Origin of the sequence: Actinomycetospora sp. CA-084318 (assembly GCF_050955885.1) — a bacterium.
Lineage (GTDB): Bacteria > Actinomycetota > Actinomycetes > Mycobacteriales > Pseudonocardiaceae > Actinomycetospora.
On sequence record NZ_CP192098.1, the window covers coordinates 304815 to 319259 of the forward strand.

The following is a 14445-nucleotide window of genomic DNA, read 5'->3' on the forward strand; positions in this document are numbered from 1 at the left end:
GCCCCCCGACCGATGACCGCACTCGGCGTCCCGAGGCCGACCCGCACCCGGCGTCGCCCTCCGCGTCCCCGGCATCTGCGGCTCCTGCGACGGGGGACCCGTCCGCCCGAGGACGCCCGCCGGGACCGGCCCGACCGGTCTCCCCGCGTCGTCGTGCTCACCGCGCGGGTCGGGGCGGGCCACGACCGCGCGGCGTACGAGCTCGCGGCGCGCCTGCGGGCCCGGGGCGCGGTCGTGGACGTGCACGACTACCTGGACGCGCTCCCGCGCTACGGGCAGGTCATCATCGGCGACGGGTATGGCTTCACCGTCAACCGGCTGCCGCGGTTCTTCGACTGGCTCTTCTACGCCCTCGAGCACCGCTGGGACGTCCGCGGGATCATCCTGACCTTCCTCACCTTCTCCGAGCGCACCGTGCGCCGGTGGACGCGGGACGCCGACGTGGTGGTCTCCACCTTCCCGCTGTCCTGCCAGACGCTGGGCCGCATGCGCGCCGCGGGCCGCATCCGGGTCCCGGTGATCAGCTACCTGACCGATCCCGCCCCGCACCGCATGTGGCTGCACCCGGGCGTCGACACGCACCTCTCGGTCACCAGTGCCTGCGCGGCGGCCGCCGACGCGATGTACGGCGTCGAGGTGCGTCCCGCGGGCCCGCTCGTCGGCCCCGCGTTCTCCCGCGCGCACACCGACGCCGACCGCGTCGAGACCCGGCACTCGCTCGGGCTGGGCGACGACGAGACCGCGGTGCTCATCAGCGCGGGCTCGCTGGGCCTCGGGGACGTGCCGTCGCTGGTGTCGGCGGCCCTGACCAACCCGGCGGCCCACGTGGTGGTGCTCTGCGGGCGCAACGCCGCGCTGCGCACCGAGCTGGACGCGATGCCCCGGGTGACCGCCCTGGGCTGGCGTGACGACGTGCCCGCGCTCATGGGGGCCTGCGACGTCCTGCTGCACAACGCCGGCGGGCTCTCGGTGACCGAGGCCCTCGTCGCCAACCTCCCCGCCGTGACCTACCTCCCCATCCCCGGGCACGGACGGGCCAACGCGACCGTGCTCGCGGACGCCGGGCTGGCCCCGTGGCCGACCACCCCGGAGGCCCTCGCGGACGTGCTCGACGGGGTCAGCCGGACGTCCCCGCTCTCGCCGTGGCCGACCGACCCCGAGGGCGACGTCGCGGAGATCGTGCTCGAGTCGGCGGGACAGCGGACGGCGGTCGCGGCGGCGTCCTGACCGCGGCGTCCTGAGCGCGGCGGACGGGACCCAGGTCCCGTCCGGACAGGCGATCGGAGTCCATTTCACGTCGTCCGTCCGATCCATAGATTTTCTCCCGTGACGACACGGCGCGTGACGACGTTCGCAGCAGCCACGGCCGCCGTGGCGATCCTGCTGACCGGCTGTTCCTCCTCGGACGCGCCGGCGAGCGCGCCCGCCGCGGGCGGTGCGGTCACCCCCGAGGCCGTGACGGCCGCGGTCGGGGCGCTCGACGGCATCGTCACCGCCGACCTGCAGGCCACCGGCATCCCGGGGGCGGCGGTCGCGGTGGTGTACCGCGGCCAGGTGGTCTACGCGAAGGGCTTCGGGGTGCGCCAGGTCGGGCGCCCGGAGCCGGTGGACGCGGACACCGTCTTCCAGGTCGCGTCGGTCTCGAAGGCGATCGCGGGCAGCGTGATCGGGGCCGCGGCGACCCAGAAGCGGGCGTCCTGGACCGACACCATCGCCTCGCGGCTGCCCGGCTTCACGCTCTCCGACCCCTACGTCGGCGCGAACGTCACCGTCGCCGACATGCTCGCCCACCGCAGCGGGCTGCCCGAGAGCCAGTTCTCCACCGACATCCTCGAGGACCTCGGCTACTCCCAGGCCGACATCCTGGCCCGGCAGCGGCTGCTGCCCCTCGAGCCGTTCCGGGAGACGTGGGGCTACACGAACTACGGCCTGACCTCGGGCGGCGAGGCCGCCGCGGCGGCCGCCGGGACCACGTGGGCCGACCTCGCCCAGCAGACGATCTTCGGGCCGCTCGGGATGGCCTCGTCGAGCTACCGCTACGCCGACGTCGCGAACCGGCCGGACCGGGCGGCCCTGCACAAGCGGGAGGCGAACGGCTCGTGGACGCCGTCGCTCACCTTCGACGTCGATCCGCAGGCACCGGCGGGCGGGGCCAGCACCTCGGTCAACGACATGACCAAGTGGATGACGATGCTGCTGGCGGAGGGGAAGAACGGCGCGACCACGGTGATCGACACCGCGAACCTCAACCAGATGTGGGGGCCGCAGGTGCAGCGGGCCCCGGTCGAGGACGTCGGCGGGCCGTTCCAGTTCTACGGCGAGGGGTGGAACGTGGAACGGGACTCGTCCGACCGGCTCTCGGTGAACCACTCCGGGGCGTTCCAGACCGGGTCGGGCACCAACGTCAAGCTCCTCCCCACCGAGGGCCTCGGCATCGTCACGCTGACCAACGGCACCCCGGACGGCCTCGCCGAGGCGATCAACCAGCGCTTCTTCGACCAGGTGGAGAACGGGAAGCAGAGCCGGGACTGGCTGGCGCTCTACCGGCAGGCCTTCGCCCAGCTGTCCGAACCGGTCGACCCGACCGACTACACGAAGCCGGCCCCGCAGGTGACGCCGCCGCAGGCCCCGACCGCGTACGTCGGGACCTACCGCAGCGACTTCTGGGGCGACCTCGTGGTCAGCACGGCACCCGACGGCACCCTGTCGATGGTCGTCGGGCCGGAGCGCCAGCAGTACCCGTTGGCGCACTACACGGGTGACACGTTCTGGTTCACGCCGCGCGGCGAGAGCGCCTTCGGGAACTCCGGGCTGGTGTTCGCGGGCCCCCAGCTGACGGTCAACGCCTGGAACAAGGTGCCCGGGCTGGGGGTGTTCCGGAAGGTCGGCTAGGGAGCGTCCACGATCTGGACGACCCCCGTGTTCACGCTCGCGATGTAGAGCCGCCCGGTCGTCGGGTCGACGCCGAGCGTGTACGGGCCCTGCGCGGTGGCGACCCGGGCGACCTCGCGGGGCTGCGGGTTCGTCATGTCGTAGCCGATCACCTCGTTCGTGCCCGAGGAGGCGACGTAGACGCGGTCGCGCACCGGGTCGTAGGTGATGCCGTAGGGGCCGCCGGGCTGCGGGACGGCGCCGACCTGGGTGGGCGGGCCGCTCGGGTTCGGCTGGAACACCAGGACCTGGTTGCCGCGCGTGTCGGTGGCGATCATGCGGCCGTGCCGGTCGGCGACGAGGTGGGTCGGGCCCTGCCCGGCGGGGGCGCTCCCGACGATGCTCAGCGTGGCCACGTCGTAGATCGTCAGGTCGTCCTTGCGGACGTCGATGAGGCCGACGAGGTCACCGACCGGCGCGAGTCCGGCGGGCTGCACGGCGTCGGTGAACATCTTCACCACCCGGTCGCCGCGCACCGCGGAGACGGTGCCGCCGAGCTCGTCGGCGGTCATCACCGTGCCGTTCGGGGCCTGGGTGGCGTCGTGCGGCACGGTGCCGACGAACAGCGGCGGGTCGGCCTGCCCGCCGGGCAGGTTCACCCGGACCAGGGCGTTCGCGCTCTCGACCGGCACCAGGACCGGGCCGCCGGGCGCGGCGAGCTGCAGGTGGCGGACGAAGCCGGGCAGCGGGGTGCGGGTGCGGATCGCGCCGGTGTCGGCGTCCAGCAGCACCAGCGAGTTCGGGTTGCGGGTCGCGACGGCGACCGTGCGGGTCACCGGGTCGACCACGACACCCTCGGGCGCCGACCCGACCTCGACCTGGCGCCCGGGCGGCGGGGTGGTCGGCACGGGCGCCGACTCCGGCTCCGCGGCGAGCGAGAGGTTCGTCGTGTCGGGCCGGGTCCCCTCGGTGGGAACCCCCGGGATCAGGACGCCGGTGGTCGGGGCGACGCTCGGCGACGAGGTCGGGGCGGGGGCCGGTGGGGCCTGGGTGCCGCACGCCGCGAGCACAAGGCTCGCGGCGACGGCGGGGAGGAGCAGGGCTCTGGCTCGGCCTCGGGGCATGTCCGTTCTGTACCCGCTCCCGCGACCTTCACGTCGAGGAGGGTCTAGCGGACCTCGGCGGCGTGGATCTCGGCCTGCTTCTCGGCCTTGGCGAACTCCTCGACCAGCGTGGCGCAGAAGGCCGGGAGGTCGTCGGGGTTGCGGCTGGTGATGAGCTTCCCGTCGACCACGACCTCCTCGTCGACCCACTCGGCGCCCGCGTTGCGCAGGTCGGTGGCGAGGCTCGGGAAGGAGGTCAGCCGGCGACCGCGGACCACGTCGGCCTCGATGAGCAGCCACGGCGCGTGGCAGATCGCGGCGACCGGCAGGCCGACGGCGAAGGCCTCGCCGACGAGGCGCACGAAGTTCGGGATGGTGCGCAGCAGGTCGGGGTTGGCGACCCCGCCGGGCAGCACGAACCCGTCGTAGTTGTCGGTCTTGACCTGGCTGACCACCGCGTCGACGTCGAAGCGGTCGCCCTGATCGAGGTGGTTGAAGGCCTGGATGGATCCGGGCGTCTCGGAGATCAGGACCGGGGTGCCGCCCGCCTCCTGCACGGCCTTCCAGGGCTCGGTGAGCTCGACCTGCTCGGTGCCCTCCTTGGCGGCGAGGAACCCGATGGTGCGGCCCTCGAGCGGGCGGTCCGATGTGGCCATGGCGATGTGACACTCCTCGAAACAGCAGGTGGGATACCCTCGGGGGGTACGATCGGCGCGACGGCCGACGGACAGGCCCGGGATCCCCGACACCCCTGCCGCGAAACGCGGACCGGGGTGGGCGCGACACCACGATTACGGGCGTGGCACCGTCGCGGACGACCACCCCAGACGTTCGGAAGGACTCCCATGGCCACGACGACGCTCTCGGTCCCCGAGATCCACTGCGACCACTGCCGCGCCGCGATCGAGGGTGCGCTCTCGCCGATCGACGGCGTGGAGGGCATCGACGTCGACCTCGAGAACCGCGTGGTCCGCGTGGAGCACGACGACGAGCTGCAGCTCGGCGCGGTCGTCGAGGCGATCGAGGACCAGGGGTACGACGTCCCGAACCGGGACGCCTACGTCCGCGCCTCGTAGGACCCCTAGCTGGCCTTCTCCTCCTCGTCGTCGGACTTCTTCCGACGCGAGCGGGTGGTGGTCGACTTCTTCGTGGTTGCGGCGTCGTCGTCTGACTTCGCGCTCGACGACCGCTTGCGGGTCGTCGTCTTCTTCGGCGCGGGCTCCTCGGCCGGGGCCTCGTCCTCGCCCTTCCCCGACGCCGAGCCCGACGACGTGTCCGCCGCCTTCCCGCCCGCGGCCTCCACGGAGCGGCGCAGGGCGGTGAGCAGGTCGGTCATGTCGTCGGCGTCCTCGGCCGGCGCCTCCTCCGGCGTCGGGCGGCCGCCGCCGTGCTCGCGCTTGTACTCGATCAGCTCGCCGACGGCCTTGCGGTACTCGTCCTCGAACTCACCGACCTCGAAGTCGCCGGAGAGCGAGTCGATGAGCGACGACGCCATCGCCATCTCCTGCGGACGCACCTCGACGTCGTTGTCGAGGACCGGGAACTCGGCCTCGCGCACCTCGTCGGGCCAGAGCATCGTCTGGAGCACGATCGCGTTGTCGCGCACGCGCAGCAGCGCCAGGGTCTCCCGCTGGCGCAGCGCGACCTTCACCAGTGCCATCCGGTCGGTCTCCCGCAGCGCCTCGCGCAGCAGCGAGTACGGCTTGAGCGCCTTGTTCTCGGGCTCGAGGTAGTAGCTCTTGTCGAGCAGCAGCGGGTCGACCTGGTCGGCGGGGACGAACTGCACGACGTCGATCTCGTGGCCGGTGGCAGTGGGCAGCGTGGCGAGGTCGTCGTCGTCGAGCATGATCAGCTGCCCGTCGTCGGTCTCGTAACCCTTCGCGATCTCGGAGTAGGCCACCTCCTCGCCGCAGACCGAGCACGTGCGCTTCTGGCGGATGCGCCCGCCGTCGATCTCGTGCACCTGGTGGAACCGGATGTCGTGGTTCGAGGTCGCGGCGTAGAGCCGGACCGGGACGTTGACCAGCCCGAACGACACCGCGCCGCTCCAGATCGCGCGCATCGCGCGGCTCCCTCCGCTCGTCACCGGGCGTCACCGGTGCTCCGGGTCCAGGATGCCCCACACGCGTCGCGACTCACAGGATTTCCGCGGGCGGGTACCGCGCGGCGTACGCGGTCGGGGTCTCGCCGAGCAGGTCGGTGACGTCGCGGATGAGGTGCGCCTGGTCCGCGTAGCCGAGGTCGTGCGCCAGCGCGGCCCAGTCGAGCGGTGCCCCGGCCGCCATGCGGTCGGTCACCTCGCCGAGTCGGTGCCGCCGGATCACCCACTTCGGGCCGACGCCCACGTGCTCGGCGAAGAGGCGCTGCAGGCGACGCGGGTGGCAGCCGCACCGGGCGGCGAGGTCCTCGACCCGGCGCAGGTCCGGATCGTCGCGGACGAGGGCGACGGCGGCGGCCGCCTCGAGCGCGGCCGGGTCCGGGGTCGCCGGCAGGCGGTCCTCCAACCAGAGCGCGAGCGCCGGCGCGTCGACGAGGCCGGAGGGCCCGCCGGTCGCCCGCTCGCCGTCGGTCAGCTCTGCCACCGGTCCGACGAGCGCGCGGGCCATCCCGGGGCGCAGCGCCGCCCCGACCACCCGGCCCCGCCCCGACAGGGTCCGGGCGACGTGCCGGGTGGTGACCCCGTGCCACCGGGGCGGGGCCCCGTCGCGGGCGGTGAGGTGGACCGACGCCGACGGCGGGACCTTCTGCTCGTACGGCTCGGCGTAGTCCCACGTCACCGTCCACAGGTGATCGACCCACGGTGCGAGCGCGGCGCCGGGGGCGAGGTGCTCGTGGTGCTGGTGCCGCCGCCATCGGCCCCCGACCTCGCGCTCGTCCCGCACCCGGACAGTGTCGCCGTCCGGGGTGTCGGCGGCGAGGTTGTCGGACCCTCGGGGCACGATGTGGGGCATGCAGGACGTCGGCGTGCGCGGAGCCGGCATCCGGCCCATGCAGCCGGTGCCGGGGCGGCTGCCCGTGGGCCCGGAATGGTCCTACGAGGTGGACTGGAGCGGGATCCGGCTGCTCGCCGACGTCGAGGACGGCACGCTCAGCCTCCGCACGCTCGAGGGGGACGACGTCACGGCGCGGTTCCCCGAGTTCGCGCCGCTGGCCGACGTGGTGCCCGACGGGCTGTTCGACGGCGAGGCGGTGCTGCTCGACGCGGGCCAGCCGTCGTCGCTCGCGCTGTTCGACCGGCTGCGCCGGGCCGACCCGCGCAAGGCGCGCACGCTCGCCCGCGCCCGCCCCGCGATCCTCATGGTCTACGACGTGCTGCGGCTCTACGGCGTCCCGCTGACCGAGCGCCCGCTCGACGAGCGCCGCGCCACGCTCGGGCGGCTGAGCCTCGACGAGGTCGGGCGCATCCAGGTCTCGCCGGTGTACGACGACGGGCCCGCGCTGCTCGCCGGGGTGCGCGAGCAGGGGCTGCCGGGCGTGATGGCCCGGCGCCGCGACACGCCCTACGACGCGGAGGCCGCGGCCGACTGGCTGCGCGTCGTCGCCCCCGCCGAGGCGCCCACCGCGCCGACGGCCGCCACGGCCGTCGACCTCCCCACCGCCGAGCAGCCCCCGGCCGGGCCGGCGCTGTCCGCCCTGCCGCCCACCGACGCGGGCACGGTCGCCCGCGGGCGGCACAGCCGCGGGCAGCACAGCCGCGGGCAGGAGGACCCGCCGGGTCTCTGGTGACGCGTCAGGCGCGGGCGACGAGCCCGCTCGCGAACACCGCGACCAGGTCGCGCAGCGTGTCCGGCAACGCGACGCGCATCTCGGCCAGCGTCGGGTCGAGGTCGTAGACGGCGGCCATCGCCGGGGTCGGCCGGCAGGCCGTGAACACCGTTCCCGCGCAGAGCAGGGTGCCGGCGCCGAGCCGGAAGGCGTCGTCGTCGTCGAGCTCGGCGAGGGACCGTCGCACGACGACCGCGAGCCGGAGACCGACCTCGCGCAGGCCCTGCTTGTAGCGCAGGGCGACCTCGGTCGAGACGTTCCGCTCGAGCACGGCCGACTGCGCGGCGAGGAGGTCGCAGAGCACGGGCCGGTCGGTGAGGGTCGTCGCGAGCAGCCCGGCGAGCGCGTCGACGCGGTCGCGCGCGGTCCCGGCGGCGGGCGGGGCGTCCTCGAGGGCCGACACCCACTCCACGAGGCGCTCGTCCAGCAGTGCGAGCAGCGCCGCCTCGCGGGACTCCACGTAGCGCAGCACGTTCGACTTCGCGAGCCCCACCCGTCGGGCCAGTTCGTTCAGGCTGACCTGCGCGACCGGCATCTCGGTGAGCATCTCGGCGAGCACCCCCAGGACGGCGCGGCGTCGCTCGTCGCGCTGGTCGTCGGTGCGCGCCCGCCGGAAGGTCACCCCCGGATATTACAGACCGGCGGGCTCTTGCTTATCAGACCGGCGGTCCGATACGTTCGTCGCAGCAAGAGACCGCCGGTCTCTTCTCGACGAGGGGCGATGCCATGTACGCCGTGCCCGACCAGACCGGACGGACCGCCGTCGTCACCGGGGCCAACAGCGGGACCGGGAAGGAGGCGGCCGCGCGACTGGCGGCGGCCGGGGCGCGGGTCGTGCTCGCCGTCCGCACGCCCGCCAAGGGGGAGGCCGCCCGGGCCGACGTCCTGCGCCGTGCCCCGGGCGCGGACGTCGCGGTCCGGCGGCTCGACCTCGCCGACCAGGCCTCGGTGCGGGAGTTCGCGGAGGGGCTCGACGGCCCGGTCGACCTGCTGCTCAACAACGCGGGCGTGATGGCGGTGCCCGAGCAGCACCTCACCGTCGACGGGTTCGAGCTGCAGACGGCGTCGAACGTCCTCGGCCCGGTCGCGCTCACCGTGCGCCTGCTGCCGCAGCTGCTCGCCGCGCCGGCTGCCCGCGTCGTCTGGATGAGCAGCACGGCCGCGTGGACGGGCCGCGTCGACCCGGAGCGGCCGGAGGTACCGCGGCGCTACTCCCCGACCCTCGTCTACGGCGCGACGAAGCTCGCCGACCTGCTGGTGGCCAACCACCTCGCGCGGGTCGCCGACGCGCGGGGCTGGACGCTGCGCAGCCTCGCCGCCCACCCGGGGATCACCCGCACCGAGCTGTTCGCCAACAGCACGGTGCCGGGCGGGGGCGCGCCGCGCGAGATGCCCCGGCTGCAGCGGCTCCTCCCGCTGCAGGAGGTGGACACCGGCGCCGAGCCGATGCTCGTCGCGGCCACCGACCCGGCGGCCGGCAACGGCACCTACTGGGGCCCGACGGGGTGGGGGCTCCCCGGACTGCTGCAGATGCGGGGGCGCACCGCGCAGGTGCGGGCGCCGCGAGCCGCTGCCGACGCCGACCTCGCCGCCCGCTACTGGACGGCCGTCGAGCGGGTCACCGGGGTCTCGCTCGACGCGACGGTGCGGGCCTGACCGGCCCGACCCGTCGTCGGGAACGTGCGAGTGGCGCAGTCCCGACGGCGGAGGTCAGCGACGTGCCGGCGCTGACGCCCGGGGGAGCGGCTCAGTCGTCCGCCGGCGCCGCGGCCTCCAGGGCCTCGGCGGTCCAGCCGATGATCCGACCGCCGGTCCGCCCCAGCTCGCGCATCGACTCGAGGTGCTCGGCGGGCGTGCCGGTGAGGTCGACGCGGACCTCGCGGCGGTCCAGGCGGGCGGCGTCGAGTGCGGCACGGCCGTCGTGGCCCGCGGTCAGGGTCGCGAGCAGCCCCCCGGTGGACGCGAGCGAACCGCGGGCGGCGCCGAGGCGGCCGAGGGCGTCGTCGAGGGCGGCCAGCAGCGAGGCGCGGTTGCCCTCGCACATGGCGGCGGTCAGCTCGGGACGGGTGGCCGCGACGCGGGTGCCGTCGGCGAACGAGCCGGCGGCGAGAGCGAGGGCGAGCTCGCCGCCGTCGGCGCCCACGGCGGCGAGGACCGCCGCGAGCAGGTGCGGGAGGTGCGAGATGCGGGCGACGGCGACGTCGTGCTCGTCGGAGGCGGCCGGGACCACGGTGGCGCCGCAGGCGAGGGCGAGCGCGACGACGTCGGTCCAGACGGCGAGGTCGGTGTCGTCGTCGGTGGCCACCACCCACACCTTGTCGTGGAACAGCTGCAGCGAGCCCGCATCCCAGCCGGAGAACTCGGTGCCGGTCATCGGGTGGCCGCCGACGAAGCGCGAGGCCGGGGCCCAGCGCTCCACCGCGTCCCGCACCGGCTCCTTGACGCTCGTGACGTCGGTGAGCCGGCAGTCCGGCGCCTCCTTGCCGACGACCGCGAGCACGTCGTCCATCGACGTGAGCGGGACGGCCACGACCACCAGGGCGTCGCTGTCCGCGGCCCGGCGCACGGCGGCGGCGACGGTGTCGCTCACGTCGTAGCCGTCCGCGCGCGCCTTCTCGATCGTCGTCTCCGACGCCGACGCCCCCCAGGCCTCGCGGCCCGCGTCGGTGGCGGCGCGCAGGAGCGACCCGCCGATCAGCCCGAGCCCGAGCACGCACACGGGCCGGGTCAACGCGGCGGCGAGCACCGCGCTCGTGTCCGGTTCCACTGTCCCCACGGCGCGAGCGTAGGGCGGGGGCGGGAGGTGACCGCCGTTCACCCACCCCAGCGACATCTCAGGGTCGCAGGACCTCCAGGGCGTACCCGGCGTAGAGGGCCACCCCGGCCACCATGGCCTCCTCGTCGAACACGACGCGGTTCGAGTGGTTCGGCGGCGACTCGGCGGGGTCGACGTCGGGCGGGCAGGCCCCGAGGAACGCCAGCGCCCCGGGCACGCGCCCGAGCACGTAGGAGAAGTCCTCCGAGCCCATGATCGGGTCGGGCATCGGCTCGACGAACCGCGAGCCCAGCACCGACCGCCCGACGTCGGCGACCCGCTCGGCCACCTCGCCGTCGTTCACGGTCACCGGGTAGCCGCGGTCGATCTCGACGTCGGCGGTGCACCCGTAGGCCTCCGCGGTGCCGGCGCACACCCGGCGCAGCTCGGTCAGCAGCTGCTCGCGCGTCTCCTCCGCGAGCGTGCGCACGGTGCCCTCGAGCGTCGCGGTCTCCGGGATGACGTTGGTGGTGGTGCCGGCGGTGAGGTGGGCGACGGTGAGCACGGCGGGATCGAACGCGCTGACCCGCCGACCTACCATCGTGTGCAGCGCGCCGACCATCGCGGCGGCCGCGGGCACCGGGTCGAGCGCGTCGTGCGGGGCGGAGGCGTGCCCGCCGGCGCCGTGCACGGTGACGCTGAAGTCGTCCGACGAGGCCATGATCGACTCGGCTCGGGTCTGCAGCGTCCCGGAGGCCAGGCGCGAGGTCACGTGCAGCGCCAGCGCCGACGAGGGCAGCGCGCCCCCGGCCTCGAGCACCCCCTCGGAGAGCATCGCCAGCGCCCCGTGCCGGGCCTCCTCGCCGGGCTGGAACATGAACACGACCGTGCCGGCCAGCCGGTCCCGTCGTCCGGCGAGCAGCCGCGCCGCGGACGCGAGCATCGCGGTGTGTAGGTCGTGCCCGCAGGCGTGCATCGCGCCGTCGACCCGCGAGGCGTGGTCCAGCCCGGTGTCCTCGTGCAGCGGGAGCGCGTCCATGTCGGCGCGGAGCAGGACGACGGGGCCGGGCCGGGTGCCGGTGAGCGTGGCGACCACGGACGTGGAGGAGCGCCCGCACGTGATCGTCACGGGCAGGTCGCGGAGCACGGCGAGCACCGCGGCCTGCGTCTGCGGCAGGTCCAGGCCGAGCTCGGGCTGGCGGTGCAGCGTGCGGCGCAGCGCCACCGTGTCGGGCTGCAGGGACCGGGCCTCGGCGAGCAGATCCCGTTCCGGCGCCCGGTGGGCAGCGCGTCGACGGACCTCCCGCTGGGTCTCCCCGGACGTCCTCACACCCCCGATCCTGCACCCCCGGCCTCCACCGGGCGACCGTCCGGCGCGCGGAAGGTGTCGATTCGGTGCGCGTGGTGGCCACGCCCTTCACGGTCCGGGTCCGCGGTCCTACCGTGGTGACCATGGCAGGACAGGGCGCACAGGCCGCCCCCCGTGGCGGTGGTCAGGGCACCGTCGTACCCCTGGACGGCTGGGCCGTCGCGGTGACCCGGGAGGAGGGTCGGTGGCGTGCGGTCCCGATGGACCGTACCGCGCTCGCCGACCTCGACACCGCCATCACCGCACTCCGGGCGTTGCGTTCGACCGGAGCGGTCATCGGACTGCTCGATGTCGACGACGAGTTCTTCGTCCTCGTGCGCCCGGTGCCCGGGGGAGTGTCGCTCCTGCTCTCCGACGCCGTCGCGGCGCTCGACTACGACGTGGCCGCGGACGTGCTCGACCTGCTGCGTCTCGACGTCCCCGAGGAGGACGAGGTCGACGACGACCCGTGGCCCGAGGGAGACCTCGGCATGCTGTCCGACCTCGGGGTCCCGGCCGACGAGCTCGCCGTCCTGGTGGACGAGATCGACCTCTACCCGGACGAGCAGCTGACCGCGATCGCGCGGCGCTGCGGGTTCGCCGACGAGCTGGCCCGGATCGTGGAGACCGCGCCTGCGAGCTGAGTCGCTGATCGACCGCGCCCTCGAGGTCGCGCGCACGGCGCACCCCGCCGACGTCCCGGTCGGCGCGGTCGTCGTCGACGCGAGCGGGCGGGAGCTCGCCTGCGCGACGAACGCGCGCGAGGCCCTGGGCGACCCGACGGCGCACGCCGAGGTGCTCGCGCTGCGGGCCGCGGCGGGCATCCAGCAAGGGGAGCACGCCGATAGGGGCTGGCGGCTGGAGGGCTGCACCCTCGCGGTCACGCTCGAGCCGTGCACGATGTGCGCCGGCGCCGCGGTGCTCGCGCGGGTCGACCGGGTGGTGTTCGGTGCCTGGGAGCCGAAGACCGGCGCGGCCGGTTCGCTGTGGGACGTGCTGCGCGACCGCCGGCTCACCCATCGTCCCGAGGTGATCGGCGGGGTGCGGGAACAGGCCTGCTCCGACCTGCTGCGCGACTGGTTCCGGGGGGCTGCCGGACCGGGCGGGCCGGACCGGTAGAGTTCTCGCCGGTAGCGTGTCCGAGCGGCCAAAGGAGCACGCCTCGAAAGCGTGTGTGGGTTCTGCCCACCGTGGGTTCGAATCCCACCGCTACCGCCATCGACGCCGGGTCTCCCCCGAGGGAGCGCCCGGCGTTCGTGTGTCCCGCCCCCCCGACGAACGAACGGCACTCTCGCGCAATCTAGGTGCGCGAGAGTGCCGTTCGCTCGGAACCGGGGGAACCGGGGGAACCGGGAGGGCCGGGGGGCTACGCGACCCCGGCCTGCCGCGTGAAGTTCGGCGGGATGATGAGGTCCTCCGGCGCCAGCTCGTGCACCGAGGACTTGCCCAGACCCATCAGGCCCGACCCGATGCCGCTCTGCAGGATGTCCAGGACGTTGCCGACCCCGGTCTCCCCGGCCGCGGCGAGGCCCCACAGGTAGGCGCGCCCGATCGCGACCGCCTTCGCGCCCAGGCACAGCGCCTTGACGACGTCGGAGCCGCGGCGCACGCCGCCGTCCATGATGACCTCGACGTCGCGCCCGACGGCCTCGACGATCCCGGGCAGCACGCGGATCGGCGCCGGGGTGGAGTCGAGGTTGTTGCCGCCGTGGTTGGACACCTGGATCGCGGTGGCGCCGGCGTCGACCGCCCGCTTGGCGTCGTCGACCCGGGTGATGCCCTTGACGCAGAACGGCAGGTCGGTGCCCCACTGCTCGCGCAGCCAGGCCACGTCGGCCCAGGTGGGCGGCGGGGTGAACATCCACTGCCCGTAGGCGCCGAAGAACGTCGGGGGCTCCGAGCCGTCGACCGGGATGTTCGGCACGGTCAGGTCGGGGATGAACCGCGCCTTGAGGAAGTCCAGCCCCCAGCGCGGGCGGGTGATGCCCTCGGGGATGTACTTGATCATCGTCTTGAGGTCCATCTTCTCCGGGATGGACGGGCTGCCCCAGTCGCGGCCGTGCGAGAACGACCAGTCCAGGGTGACGATCAGGCCCTTGGCGCCGGCCCGCTTGGCCCGCTCGGCCCGGGCGGCGAGGGTGTCGCGGTCGCCGACCCAGTACATCTGGAAGAACGTCTTGTCGTTGACGGCCATGACGTCCTCGATGGACCGGCTCGCGAACGACGAGAGACCCATCGCGGTGCCCCGCGACGCCGCGGCCCGCGCGACGGCGACCTCGCCCTCGGGGTTCACCGCCTGCACCCCGGTCGGCGAGATCATGACGGGCATGGAGATCTCCTGGCCCATGATCGTCGTGCCGAGGGACTTCTCGAAGGGCAGGTCCGCCACGTGCGGGGCGAACTGCAGCTCGCGGAAGGCACCGGTGTTGTCGTCGAGCGTGTAGCCCGCCTCGCTGCCCGCCACGAGCGCGCCGTACACCGACTTCGGCAGCCGCTTCTTCGCGCGGCGCTGCGCCTCCGCCACCGACTCGAACCACTGACCAGCCATGAGCACCTTCCGCAGTCGCTTGGTCCCCCGAGGGTAGGTGGCCCGGCTCATACCC

Annotated in this window: 15 protein-coding genes and 1 tRNA gene; 8 read left to right on the forward strand and 8 right to left on the reverse strand. The window is 74.4% G+C overall.

Annotated features, from left to right (window positions below; translation table 11 throughout):
• The first annotated feature begins 12 nt into the window (after positions 1-12).
• Both ACQPYX_RS01490 and ACQPYX_RS01495 read left to right on the forward strand, forming a co-directional pair.
• On the forward strand, positions 13-1227 hold the full coding sequence (locus ACQPYX_RS01490; RefSeq protein ID WP_433801147.1) for an MGDG synthase family glycosyltransferase: 1215 nt from the start codon (positions 13-15) through the stop codon (positions 1225-1227).
• Positions 1228-1326: 99 nt separating this feature from the next.
• Entirely contained in the window at positions 1327-2892 is a 1566-nt protein-coding gene (locus ACQPYX_RS01495) for a serine hydrolase (RefSeq protein WP_433801148.1), read from the forward strand.
• On the opposite strand, the gene ACQPYX_RS01500 is transcribed toward ACQPYX_RS01495, so the two are convergent.
• Both ACQPYX_RS01500 and ACQPYX_RS01505 read right to left on the reverse strand, forming a co-directional pair.
• Positions 2889-3995: a YncE family protein gene (locus ACQPYX_RS01500; RefSeq protein ID WP_433801149.1), complete on the reverse strand. Its 1107-nt coding sequence runs from the start codon at positions 3993-3995 to the stop codon at positions 2889-2891. The two genes, ACQPYX_RS01495 and ACQPYX_RS01500, sit on opposite strands and share 4 nt — an antisense overlap.
• Positions 3996-4039: 44 nt before the next feature.
• Positions 4040-4630, reverse strand: coding sequence for a type 1 glutamine amidotransferase domain-containing protein (locus ACQPYX_RS01505; protein ID WP_433801150.1), 591 nt, complete (start codon positions 4628-4630; stop codon positions 4040-4042).
• 189 nt (positions 4631-4819) lie between these two features.
• Between ACQPYX_RS01505 and ACQPYX_RS01510 the strand changes: the two genes are divergently transcribed.
• Positions 4820-5050, forward strand: coding sequence for a heavy-metal-associated domain-containing protein (locus ACQPYX_RS01510; RefSeq protein ID WP_285590973.1), 231 nt, complete (start codon positions 4820-4822; stop codon positions 5048-5050).
• A gap of 5 nt (positions 5051-5055) precedes the next feature.
• Here ACQPYX_RS01510 and ACQPYX_RS01515 read toward each other — a convergent pair whose 3' ends face one another.
• Both ACQPYX_RS01515 and ACQPYX_RS01520 read right to left on the reverse strand, forming a co-directional pair.
• A complete protein-coding gene (locus ACQPYX_RS01515) occupies positions 5056-6036 on the reverse strand; it encodes a Ku protein (RefSeq protein ID WP_433801151.1) in 981 nt (326 codons plus the stop codon).
• A gap of 73 nt (positions 6037-6109) precedes the next feature.
• Positions 6110-6913 carry an AraC family transcriptional regulator gene (locus tag ACQPYX_RS01520; RefSeq protein WP_433801152.1) on the reverse strand — a complete coding sequence of 268 codons (804 nt, stop codon included), beginning with the start codon at positions 6911-6913 and terminating at the stop codon, positions 6110-6112.
• Positions 6914-6923: 10 nt separating this feature from the next.
• Here ACQPYX_RS01520 and ACQPYX_RS01525 point away from each other — a divergent pair, with 10 nt between their 5' ends.
• Positions 6924-7700: a hypothetical protein gene (locus tag ACQPYX_RS01525; RefSeq protein ID WP_433801153.1), complete on the forward strand. Its 777-nt coding sequence runs from the start codon at positions 6924-6926 to the stop codon at positions 7698-7700.
• A gap of 4 nt (positions 7701-7704) precedes the next feature.
• Here the strand turns inward: ACQPYX_RS01525 and ACQPYX_RS01530 are convergent, their stop codons facing one another.
• Positions 7705-8361, reverse strand: a complete 657-nt coding sequence (locus ACQPYX_RS01530) for a TetR/AcrR family transcriptional regulator (protein WP_433801154.1) — start codon at positions 8359-8361, stop codon at positions 7705-7707.
• A 104-nt stretch (positions 8362-8465) separates the two neighbouring features.
• On the opposite strand from ACQPYX_RS01530, the gene ACQPYX_RS01535 reads away from it, so the two are divergent.
• Positions 8466-9395, forward strand: coding sequence for an SDR family NAD(P)-dependent oxidoreductase (locus ACQPYX_RS01535; protein WP_433801155.1), 930 nt, complete (start codon positions 8466-8468; stop codon positions 9393-9395).
• Between the two features lie 91 nt (positions 9396-9486).
• Here the strand turns inward: ACQPYX_RS01535 and ACQPYX_RS01540 are convergent, their stop codons facing one another.
• Complete coding sequence (locus ACQPYX_RS01540; protein WP_433803650.1) at positions 9487-10506, reverse strand: prephenate dehydrogenase; 1020 nt, start codon at positions 10504-10506, stop codon at positions 9487-9489.
• A 67-nt stretch (positions 10507-10573) separates the two neighbouring features.
• Positions 10574-11824, reverse strand: a complete 1251-nt coding sequence (locus ACQPYX_RS01545; protein WP_433801156.1) for a M20 metallopeptidase family protein — start codon at positions 11822-11824, stop codon at positions 10574-10576.
• Positions 11825-11946: 122 nt separating this feature from the next.
• Between ACQPYX_RS01545 and ACQPYX_RS01550 the strand changes: the two genes are divergently transcribed.
• The 3 genes from ACQPYX_RS01550 to ACQPYX_RS01560 all read left to right on the forward strand — a co-directional run bounded on the left by ACQPYX_RS01550 (position 11947) and on the right by ACQPYX_RS01560 (position 13060).
• Positions 11947-12486, forward strand: a complete 540-nt coding sequence (locus tag ACQPYX_RS01550) for a tRNA adenosine deaminase-associated protein (protein ID WP_433801157.1) — start codon at positions 11947-11949, stop codon at positions 12484-12486.
• Positions 12476-12961 carry a nucleoside deaminase gene (locus ACQPYX_RS01555; protein ID WP_433803651.1) on the forward strand — a complete coding sequence of 162 codons (486 nt, stop codon included), beginning with the start codon at positions 12476-12478 and terminating at the stop codon, positions 12959-12961. Before ACQPYX_RS01550 ends, ACQPYX_RS01555 begins: the two co-directional genes overlap by 11 nt.
• Positions 12962-12971: 10 nt before the next feature.
• A tRNA-Ser gene (locus ACQPYX_RS01560) sits at positions 12972-13060 on the forward strand.
• A 148-nt stretch (positions 13061-13208) separates the two neighbouring features.
• On the opposite strand, the gene mftD is transcribed toward ACQPYX_RS01560, so the two are convergent.
• A complete protein-coding gene (gene mftD / locus ACQPYX_RS01565; protein WP_433801158.1) occupies positions 13209-14390 on the reverse strand; it encodes a pre-mycofactocin synthase MftD in 1182 nt (393 codons plus the stop codon).
• Positions 14391-14445: the final 55 nt, after the last annotated feature.

Bases quoted from the DNA above. Each gene is read 5' to 3' on its own strand.
- ACQPYX_RS01490 (WP_433801147.1), top strand. From the start codon at position 13: ATGACCGCACTCGGCGTCCCGAGGCCGACCCGCACCCGGCGTCGCCCT.
- ACQPYX_RS01500 (WP_433801149.1), bottom strand. From the start codon at position 3,995: ATGCCCCGAGGCCGAGCCAGAGCCCTGCTCCTCCCCGCCGTCGCCGCG.
- ACQPYX_RS01505 (WP_433801150.1), bottom strand. From the start codon at position 4,630: ATGGCCACATCGGACCGCCCGCTCGAGGGCCGCACCATCGGGTTCCTC.
- ACQPYX_RS01510 (WP_285590973.1), top strand. From the start codon at position 4,820: ATGGCCACGACGACGCTCTCGGTCCCCGAGATCCACTGCGACCACTGC.
- ACQPYX_RS01515 (WP_433801151.1), bottom strand. From the start codon at position 6,036: ATGCGCGCGATCTGGAGCGGCGCGGTGTCGTTCGGGCTGGTCAACGTC.
- ACQPYX_RS01525 (WP_433801153.1), top strand. From the start codon at position 6,924: ATGCAGGACGTCGGCGTGCGCGGAGCCGGCATCCGGCCCATGCAGCCG.
- ACQPYX_RS01535 (WP_433801155.1), top strand. From the start codon at position 8,466: ATGTACGCCGTGCCCGACCAGACCGGACGGACCGCCGTCGTCACCGGG.
- ACQPYX_RS01550 (WP_433801157.1), top strand. From the start codon at position 11,947: ATGGCAGGACAGGGCGCACAGGCCGCCCCCCGTGGCGGTGGTCAGGGC.
- mftD (WP_433801158.1), bottom strand. From the start codon at position 14,390: ATGGCTGGTCAGTGGTTCGAGTCGGTGGCGGAGGCGCAGCGCCGCGCG.